The sequence below is a fragment of the Massilia niastensis DSM 21313 genome, from assembly GCF_000382345.1.
Classification (GTDB): domain Bacteria; phylum Pseudomonadota; class Gammaproteobacteria; order Burkholderiales; family Burkholderiaceae_D; genus Telluria; species Telluria niastensis.
Genome location: NZ_KB908145.1, coordinates 20,313 through 29,362, shown reverse-complemented (window position 1 = coordinate 29,362; position 9,050 = coordinate 20,313). Strand labels below are relative to the sequence as shown.

Below are 9,050 nucleotides of genomic sequence, written 5' to 3'. Positions count from 1 at the left end.
CCGGTTCCTCGGTACGTGGGCGTCCTCGCATGTCCAAGGCGGGCCCGGCGCATCTGCGCAAGCTTCTGTACATGCCTGCTGTTGTGGCCAGGCGCTGCAACCCACACATCAAAGCCCTGAACGACCGGCTGCTTGCCAAAGGCAAGTCCAAGATGGCGGCTATCGGTGCAGCAATGCGCAAACTGGCGCACCTGTGCTTCGGCGTTGTCCACTCCGGCAAGCCCTACGACCCAGAATTTGCGATGTAGGGCTTGACGGTGAAGACGGTATCTACATTACAGCAGGTTGTCCAGCAGATCCGGCCCGAACACCTCGCGGTGCAGGCGGCTCGCCGGCGCGCCGTCGGCCAGCAGGGCATTCCACTGCGCCTGCATGAACCCCAGCGGACCGCACATGTAGACATTGGTCTCGGTGCGCGGCCAGTGCGGCAGGCGCGCCAGTTCCATCTTGCCCGGCAGGGCGCCCTCAAGCGTGTCTTCCTCGTGGAAGGTCACCACGTGCAGGTGCGGCATGCGCGCCCTGGCGGCGGCGATGTCGGCCTGGTGCGGGTGGTGCTGCGCATTGCGTGCGGCGTGCGCGAAGATCACGCGGCGCTGCGGGTTGACCAGGGCGATGCGGTTCAGCGCCGAGATCATCGGGGTGATGCCCACGCCGGCCGACAGCAGCACGACAGGTTCATCCGACTCGGTATCCGGCAGGAAGTCGCCGAACGGATGGCTCACGTTCAGGGCATCGCCCACTTTCACGTTCTCGTGCAGCCAGGTCGACACGGCGCCGGCCGGGATGTTGGGGTTGCCGTCTTCGCGCTTGACCGAGATGCGCAGGCTGTCCTTGCCGTTGGCGTCCGACAGGCTGTACTGGCGCAGCTGGCGATGGCCTTCGGCGAACGTCACTTCCACGCTCACGTACTGGCCCGGCCTGAATGCCGGCAGCGCGCCGCCGTCCTGCGCCACGAAGCGGATCGACAGCACCTGCTCGCTCTCGCGGATCACTTCGGTCACGCGCATCGCGCGCAGCTGGCCCGGCTGGATGCCGGCGTCGGCATACATCTTCTTTTCCGCATCGATCAGGAGGTTCGCCAGCGAGGTGTAGGCCTCTTCCCATGCCTTCAGCAGCGGCTCGGTGGCTGCGTCGCCCAGGACTTCCTTGATCGCGCCCAGCAGGTGGAAGCCGACGATCGGGTAGTGGTCGGCGCGCAGGCCCACCGAGGCGTGCTTGTGCACGATGCGGCTGACCACCGGACCCAGTGCGCCCGCGTTGTCGATGTTGGCCGCATAGGCGAACACCGCCGAAGCCAGGGATTGCTGCTGCACGCCGTTCGCCTGGTTACCCATGTTGAACAGGTTGGTCAGTTCCGGATGGGCCGCGAACATGTTGCGGTAGAAGGTCGTGGTGATGGCCAGGCCATGCTCGCGCAGCACGGGAACGGAGGCATCGATGTAGGGGCGGGAGGCAGCAGAGATCATGGTTTTCCTCAAATGATGCAAAAATAATGCATGTTTAAGCGTCAAAAATTGCCCGCTTCCACGGGCTTGCTTCGATCAGACGGGACCATTCTACCAAACATGTATCCGCAATGCACAATTAAAATAAACTATTTTATTGCGTGAAGGCATATGCCCCTATAATCCCAGCTTTGTCACCCGCGGCTGCTGCCGCCGTTTAAACCGCGCCACCAAAGGACAAGCCGTGAATCTGACCCTGGGCCAAAAGCTGTTCCGTACCAAATCGTCGGAACGCCACCACGATGACGGACACAGCGGCGCGGAACCGGGCCTGCACCGCTCGCTGGGCCTGTTCCCGCTGACGATGATCGGCGTCGGCGCCACGATCGGCACCGGTATCTTCTTCACGATGGTCGAAGCAGTGCCGAAGGCCGGTCCCGCGGTGGTGCTGTCCTTCCTGATCGCCGCGATCACGGCGGGCCTGACCGCGCTGTGCTACGCCGAACTGGCGGGGCGCGTGCCGGCGGCCGGTTCCTCGTATTCCTTCGCCTACGCCACCATCGGCGAATTCGCCGCCTTCGTGGTGGCCGCCTGCCTGCTGCTGGAATACGGGCTGGCCGCCAGTGCGACGGCGATCGGCTGGTCCGATTACCTGAACAACTTCCTGGCCAACGCCATCGGCTGGGAGATCCCGGCGCAGCTGCGCTCGCCGATGTTCGTGTCGGACCATAATAACGTCCACTTCAATCCCGGCCACTTCAACCTGCCGCCGGTGCTGCTGGTGATCATGTGCTGCATCCTGCTGGTGCGCGGCACCAAGGAGTCCGCGACCACGAATGCGGTCATGGTGCTGATCAAGCTGGCGATCCTGATCTTCTTCTCGGTGATCGCGTTCACCGGCTTCGACGCCAACAATTTCCAGCCTTTCTTCAATACCGACAACAGCAAGGGCTTCGCCGGCATGGCCGGCGTGACCGCCGCCGCCGGCACCGTGTTCTTCTCCTTCATCGGCCTGGACACCATCGCCACCGCCGGCGAGGAAGTGCGCGACCCGCGCCGCAACGTGCCGATCGGGATCCTGGCCGCGCTCGTGATCGTGACCGTGTTCTATATGATGGTGGCGCTCGCCGCGATGGGCGCCCAGCCGGCCCACATGTTCGAGGGCCAGCAGGCCGGCCTGTCGGTGATCCTGCAGAACGTCACCGGCCAGGCCTGGCCGGCGCTGGTGCTGTCGGCCGGCGCGGTGGTGTCGGTGTTCTCGGTGACCCTGGTGACCATCTACGGCCAGACCCGCATCCTGTACGCGATCAGCCGCGACGGCCTGATCCCGAAGACCTTCCAGAAGGTGAATGCGCGCACCCAGGCGCCGGTCAGCAACACGCTGATCGTGTGCGTGGTGGTGGGCGCGGTGGCCGGCACGGTCGATGCGACCTTCCTGTGGGACATGGTCAGCATGGGCACGCTGACCGCCTTCATGGTGGTGTCGATCGCGGTGCCGGTGATCCGCGCCAAGCAGGGCGCGAACGCGCCGGCGGGCTTCCGCGTGCCGTTCGGCCCCTACCTGATCCCGGGCCTGTCGGTGTTCGCCTGCCTGTACATCATGAAGGACCTGTCGCCGACCACCTTCCGCGTGTTCACGATCTGGATGGCGGTCGCCATCGCCACCTATTTCCTGTACAGCGTACGCCATAGCCGCCTGAACAAGGCGCATTGAAGCAGATGCAGAAGTTCGAATTGCGGCGCGACCGGTTCGCGCTGTTCGACCGCATGGACAGCCCGGCGGTCAACCTGTGCTTTACCCTGGACCTGCCGGACTTCCGGCCCTGGTGCAGGGAACAGGGACTGGCTCCCTTCCACGTGCTGCTGTGCGCCCTGCTGCGCGCGGTGCTGAAGGTCGAGAATTTCCAGTACCGGATCGAGGACGGCGAGGTGTTCCGCATCGAGCGCCTCCGGCCGTCCTTCACGGTGGTGAACCAGCACCATGACCTCAATTTCGCCCAGTTCGACTGGAGCGACGACCTGCGCGAATTCGTCGCCCGGGGCATCGCGGCGCGCGAGGAAGCGGGCGGCATGACGGAGCTGAACCTCAAGTACCGCAGCATGAGCCCGCGCGAAGCCAAGGAACAGGTGTTCGTCACCTGCATCCCCTGGCTCGATTTCACCTCGATCCAGCACCCGATCGCCAAGCTCGGCGAACCGGACATCCCGTCCTTCGCCTGGGGCAGGTTCCGCGACGCGCCGGACGGACGCCTGCAGCTGCCGTTCTCGGTGCAGGCCCACCACGGCTTCGTGGACGGCTACCACATCCACCTGCTGGCGCAGGGAATCGCGGCCGAGCTGGGCGCGATGATGGCGTAAGCGCCGCCGCCTGTCCCCGTCTTCCTGCAGCCTGTCGCAAGCCGCGCCGCATGGCGCTTCCTCCCCGCTAGGATGGCGTCAACGGATAAGATGGGGAGGTGCGTATGTGGCGATGGATAGCGGGAGCGGTCTGCGTGGGCGTGAGCGTGCTGGCGCAGGCGCAGCCGGCGCAGCTGACGGCGCAGCAATGGCGCGAAGACCTCGAGGTGCTCGCCCGGGCCATGCCGGCGCGGCACCGGAACCTCTTCCACACGATGACGCGCGAGCAGTTCAACGCTGCCGTGGCGGCGCTCGACGCGCGCATCGACAGCCTGCCGCGCCACAAGATCATCGTCGAGATGGCGCGCATCGCCGCCATGGTGGGCGACGGCCACACGAACATCGCCCCGACCCGCGACCCGAAGATCGGCTTCCGCGCCTTCCCGGTCGCGCTGTACTACTTCGATGACGGCCTGTACGTGCGCGCCGCGTCGGAGCGTTACCGCGACCTGGTCGGGGCGAAGATCGTCGGCATCGGCTCGCTGACCAGCGCCCAGACCTATGCGGCGGTCAGGGAAATCGTGGGCCGAGACAACGAGCAGAATGCGCTGTTCTTCGCGCCGCATCTCCTGGTTATGCCGGAGATCCTGGATGCCCTGGGCATGGCCGAGGGGCCGGATCGCGTCCGGTTGCTCGTCGAGCAGGATGGCAAGCGCCGCACGGTCGAACTGGGCGATCCGCAGCCGGCCGGGATGATGCCGCCCGATACCGACATGAGCTTCATGCCGCGCCCCGGCTGGGTCGATGCGCGCACCTCGACGCCGCTCTGGCTGCTGGACGCCGCCAGCAAGTTCCGGCTCGAGTATCTCGCCACCCACAAGCTGCTGTATGTGCAGCTCAACCAGGTCGGCAACGAAAAGAACGAGACCCTGGCGCAGTTTTCCGAACGTGTCCGCGGTTTCACGGCCAGCCATCCGGTCGAGAAGATCGTACTCGACCTGCGCCTGAACCGGGGCGGCAACGGCATGCTGCTACCGCCGCTGATCGCGAGCCTGCACCGCGCCGTGCCGGCCGGCGCCCGGGACCGCCTGTTCGCCCTGATCGGACGCAGCACTTTTTCGGCGGCGCAGTTCCTGGTGAACGACCTGGAACGCTACACCGACGCGGTGCTGGTCGGCGAGCCGTCCGGCAGCAAGGCCAATGTCTATGGCGACTCGCGCAAGATCGTGCTGCCGCATTCCGGCATCACGGTGCGCGTCTCGACGATCTGGTGGCAGGTCGACGAGCGCGACCGGCGCGAGTGGTCGGCGCCGACGGTGGCGGCCGGCCTGCGCTTCGAGGATTACCGCCGCGGCGTCGATCCGGCGCTGGCGGCGGTGATCGCGTACCAGCCGCCGGCGCCGCTGGCCAGGGCGCTGCTGTCGGCGGCGCCGACGCGCGCCGGGATCGACAAGGCCTATGCCGACTGGCGCGCGCAGCCGGTCAATCGCCATGCGGATGCGCAGATGGCGTTCCACGAAGCCGGTTACGCGCTGCTGCGCCAGAAGCACGTCGAGGCCGCGCTGGCGGTCTTCACGCTGTGGACGGCAGGGTATCCGAATGCGGGTTACGGGCATGAAGGGAAGGGCGCGGCCTACCTCGCGCTGGGCGACGAGGCGCGCGCGGCCAGCGCCTACCGGCGCGCGCTGCAGCTCGATCCGAGCGCCGGCGGCGCCATCGAAGCACTGGCGAAGCTGGAGCAGCGCCAGCCCCAACCCTGAATCGGCAAGCCTGGCCGCAGGCGCAGGTGCGGCATTCAGGGTCAGGTCTGTCATTCGGACACCGAGCGAGCACCTTTGCTCTATCTCACAATGCTGGCTTGTTTATCCCAAACCCGTCGATGCTCGGCTCACTTTGTCTCCGACACCCACGCGTCACGGACCATGTCGGAAAAGGGAAAAAAGTCTCAGCATACTTAACACCGTTCTGAGCTCGACTTTGTCCATTTGAGAGGAATACGCGCGCAGAAAAAGGCAAGCCCGAATGTATAGTTACCGATTGACCGATCCTGGCAGAGAGGTTAATCGTGGCAACTATTTCATCCGGGCTTACGAGAGCCATTGTAGGATTGTCCGATGTGTTTTCCAAGCGTGCCTGGCCGCTGGCACAGGTACTCTTGGCCGGAGCGATCCTGGCGGTTGGGCCGCGCACGGTCAGTGCCGTGCTGCGCGTCATGGGCTTGTCGCAGGAACGGCAATTCCAGAAGTATCACCGGGTACTGAACCGCGTCAAATGGTCGACATTGGCTGCGAGCCGGCGTTTGCTGGGAATGCTGATCGAGGCGTTCGTGCCGGATGGTCCCTTGCTCATGGCGCTGGACGATACGATCGAGCGGCGCCGCGGCCCCAAGATTGCCGCCAGGGGTATTTATCGCGATCCGGTGCGATCGAGCCTCGGTCATTTCGTCAAGGCCGGCGGTTTGCGCTGGTTGTGCCTGATGCTCGTTGCGCAACGCAAGCTTGAGCCGCAGGCGTTCCTCTGCACCGACGAGACTGCCGAACCTGAGCAGATCCTGGCCTGGTTCATCCGCCGCTGGCAGGTCGAGGTCACCTTCGAAGAGGCACGTGCGCACCTGGGCATGGAAACACAGCGGCAATGGTCCGACCGTGCCATCGCATGCAGCACGCCGGTGATCCTGGCGCTGTATTCAATCGTGGCCTTGACGGCCAGGCAGTTGCTGTCACAGGGCAGCCTGATGACCCGGCATGCCGCATGGTACGCAAAAGACAGTCCCATGTTCTCCGACACCATCGCCCTGGTACGCCGCTCGTTATGGAGTGAATGGATTGATGAAGGGGCGGAACATCGGCGCGACATGGTGAAAATCCCGCGCGCCTTGTTCGACCGCCTGACGGAAACGGTCTGCTACGCGGGATAAATGGACCAAGTCGAGCTGAGATTTCGCAAGGATTGTGCGTCCCTGTCCGAATGACAGACCTGACCCTGATCATCCGTGAAGAAAAAAGCCGCGCACCTTGCGGTAGCGCGGCTTGCGGATGCGGCTCGAAGCGCCTGGATTACAGCGCGTTCATTTCCTTCAGCAGGTTGTCAGCCTTGTCCACGTGCTGCATGTTCCACAGCATGTAGCGCACGTCGACCTGGATGTCGCGGGTGTTGGCCTTGTTGAAGTCCCAGTCCGAGATGATCGAATCCAGGGTGCCGTCGAAGGCCAGGCCGATCAGCTCGCCCTTGGCGTTCAGCGCCGCCGAACCCGAGTTGCCGCCGGTGATGTCCAGGGTCGCCAGGTAGTTGACCGGCACGCTCTTCAGCTTCGGATCGACATACTTGCCGAAGTCCTTGGCCTTGATCGCGGCCAGCTGGGCTGCAGGTGCGTTGAACTCGCCTTCGCCGGTGTGCTTGGCGACGACGCCCTTCACGGTGGTGAACGCGGTCCAGCCTTCGGTGCCGTCGGCGCCGTGGTCGCGGCCGGCGATCTTGCCGAAGGTGACGCGCAGGGTGCCGTTGGCGTCCGGATATACGGCCTGGCCCTTGCTGTTCATGTAGGCGATCTTGGCCTTCATGTAGTTGCCGTAGGCCTGCTGGATCTTGCCTGCCAGTTCCTCTTCCTTGGCTTCACCCTTCAGGTCGGCGTCGTACATGGCGACGGCGGCCTTGATGAAGCTGTCGGTCGAGGCCTGGAATTCCTGCGGCGACTTCTTCAGCCAGGCGCTGCGCTCTTCCTTGTTGGCCAGCTTGGAACCGGCGTAGATGCGGTCCAGCGCGGCCTTCAGCTCGGCTTCGCCCATGCCCGGCTTGATGCCGAGGGCGGCATCGAAGGCGGAGTCATGCTCGCTGGCCGGCTGCGCGTTGTACTTGGTCAGGAAGTTCAGCACCAGCGCCTTGTCGACCTTTTCGTCGTAGGTGCGGTCCTGGCCGGTGATGACCGAGGTCAGGCGCGGCAGGTCGCGTTCCTGGTAGCCCGTCTTGCGCTCGGTGTCCGGCTTGGTGCGCTCGTTGGCCAGGCGGTACAGGGTACGCGCCGAGCTCAGGAAGCGCGGCTGGGAATAGGTCGAGAAGAAGTTCTTCTTCGTGCCGGCGTCGCGTTCGGCGATCAGCTTCTCGGCCGCATCGATGTCGGCGGCGTACTGGGCCTTGCGGGCCGGGTTCGCGTTGACCCATGCTTTCAGCGCATTGTGCTCGGCGGTCTTACGCTGCAGGAAATCGCTGTTCTCGTACGAGGTCAGCATGCCCTTGCGGTTCTTGTAGTAGTTGTTGACGCTGGCAATCTGGCCCGCGTACTTGAGCTTGGCGGCCGGATCGTTCTTGGTCTCGCGTTCGATGATCGCCAGGGTCTCGCCCGAGGCCTGCACGAAGGCCGGGTAGTTCCAGTCGAAGGTGAAGGCCACTTCCGACGGCAGGCGGTGGCGGTTGGTGCGGCCCGGGTAGCCCAGGACCATGATGAAATCGCCTTCCTTCGAGCCTTCCTTGGCGATCTTCAGGTGGTGCTTCGGCTGGTAGGGCACGTTGTCCTTCGAGAACTCGGCGGACTTGCCATCCTTGCTCACGTAGGCGCGGTAGAAACCGTAGTCGCCGGTGTGGCGCGGCCACATCCAGTTGTCGGTGTCGCCGCCGAACTTGCCCACGCCCGAAGGCGGCGCGTGCACCAGGCGCACGTCGCGGATCTCGAGCTGCTTCAGGCGGTAGAACTCCAGGCCGCCGTAGTAGCTGGCCACGGTGCAGCGGTAGCCGGCGTCCTTCTCGCACTCGGCCACCAGGGTCTTCTGGTTCTTTTCGATGGCGTCGATGCGCGCCTTGCCGTTCAGCTTGGCGACTTCAGGAGTGATGATGCGGTCGCTGACGTTCTCCACTGCCTCGGTCACGTAGATGCGGCTGCCCGGCGCGGCCGGCAGCTCCTCACCCATGGTCTTGGCCAGGAAGCCATTGGTCAGCAGGTCGCGCTCCGGGGTCGAGTTGACCGCCACGCTGTTGTAGACGCAGTGGTGGTTGGAGACGACCAGGCCCTGCGGCGAGACGAACGAGGCCGAGCAGCCGCCCAGGCTCACCACCGCGCCCATCGGGAATTCGGTCAGTTTGGTCAGGGTTGCCGGATCGAGCTTGAGGCCGGCGGCTTTCAGTTGCTTGGCTACTTGTGGCAGCTGCTGCGGCATCCACATGCCTTCGTCCGCGTGTGCGGCGAAGCTGCTCAGGATGGCGAGCGAGAGAAGGGTCTTTTTCATGCGCGTCAGTCTAGGGTGGGGAAGGGAACACTGTTCGGCTCCTCGGAGCACC

7 protein-coding genes are annotated in these 9,050 nt (G+C 64.7%); 5 read left to right on the top strand and 2 right to left on the bottom strand.

Annotation, left to right across the window (positions count from 1 at the left end; all coding sequences use genetic code 11):
* The coding region (locus H162_RS0126215) for a transposase (protein WP_156885816.1) at positions 1-248 on the top strand (248 nt) is incomplete at its 5' end.
* Between the two features lie 27 nt (positions 249-275).
* On the opposite strand, the gene H162_RS0126210 is transcribed toward H162_RS0126215, so the two are convergent.
* On the bottom strand, positions 276-1,466 hold the full coding sequence (locus H162_RS0126210; protein ID WP_020656453.1) for a globin domain-containing protein: 1,191 nt from the start codon (positions 1,464-1,466) through the stop codon (positions 276-278).
* A gap of 223 nt (positions 1,467-1,689) precedes the next feature.
* On the opposite strand from H162_RS0126210, the gene H162_RS0126205 reads away from it, so the two are divergent.
* The 4 genes from H162_RS0126205 to H162_RS0126190 all read left to right on the top strand — a co-directional run bounded on the left by H162_RS0126205 (position 1,690) and on the right by H162_RS0126190 (position 6,699).
* Entirely contained in the window at positions 1,690-3,159 is a 1,470-nt protein-coding gene (locus H162_RS0126205; protein WP_020656452.1) for an APC family permease, read from the top strand.
* A gap of 5 nt (positions 3,160-3,164) precedes the next feature.
* On the top strand, positions 3,165-3,803 hold the full coding sequence (locus H162_RS0126200; RefSeq protein ID WP_026355119.1) for a CatA-like O-acetyltransferase: 639 nt from the start codon (positions 3,165-3,167) through the stop codon (positions 3,801-3,803).
* 104 nt (positions 3,804-3,907) lie between these two features.
* Positions 3,908-5,542 (top strand): S41 family peptidase, encoded by a 1,635-nt coding sequence (locus H162_RS0126195; RefSeq protein ID WP_156885815.1) that lies wholly within the window; start codon positions 3,908-3,910, stop codon positions 5,540-5,542.
* 356 nt (positions 5,543-5,898) lie between these two features.
* Positions 5,899-6,699, top strand: coding sequence for a transposase (locus H162_RS0126190; protein ID WP_211223748.1), 801 nt, complete (start codon positions 5,899-5,901; stop codon positions 6,697-6,699).
* Between the two features lie 139 nt (positions 6,700-6,838).
* On the opposite strand, the gene H162_RS0126185 is transcribed toward H162_RS0126190, so the two are convergent.
* A complete protein-coding gene (locus H162_RS0126185) occupies positions 6,839-8,998 on the bottom strand; it encodes a S46 family peptidase (protein ID WP_020656448.1) in 2,160 nt (719 codons plus the stop codon).
* Positions 8,999-9,050 lie beyond the last annotated feature (52 nt).

What these genes read in the sequence shown, in the direction of transcription:
- H162_RS0126210 (WP_020656453.1), bottom strand. Translation starts at nt 1,466, where the DNA reads ATGATCTCTGCTGCCTCCCGCCCCTACATCGATGCCTCCGTTCCCGTG.
- H162_RS0126200 (WP_026355119.1), top strand. Translation starts at nt 3,165, where the DNA reads ATGCAGAAGTTCGAATTGCGGCGCGACCGGTTCGCGCTGTTCGACCGC.
- H162_RS0126195 (WP_156885815.1), top strand. Translation starts at nt 3,908, where the DNA reads ATGTGGCGATGGATAGCGGGAGCGGTCTGCGTGGGCGTGAGCGTGCTG.
- H162_RS0126185 (WP_020656448.1), bottom strand. Translation starts at nt 8,998, where the DNA reads ATGAAAAAGACCCTTCTCTCGCTCGCCATCCTGAGCAGCTTCGCCGCA.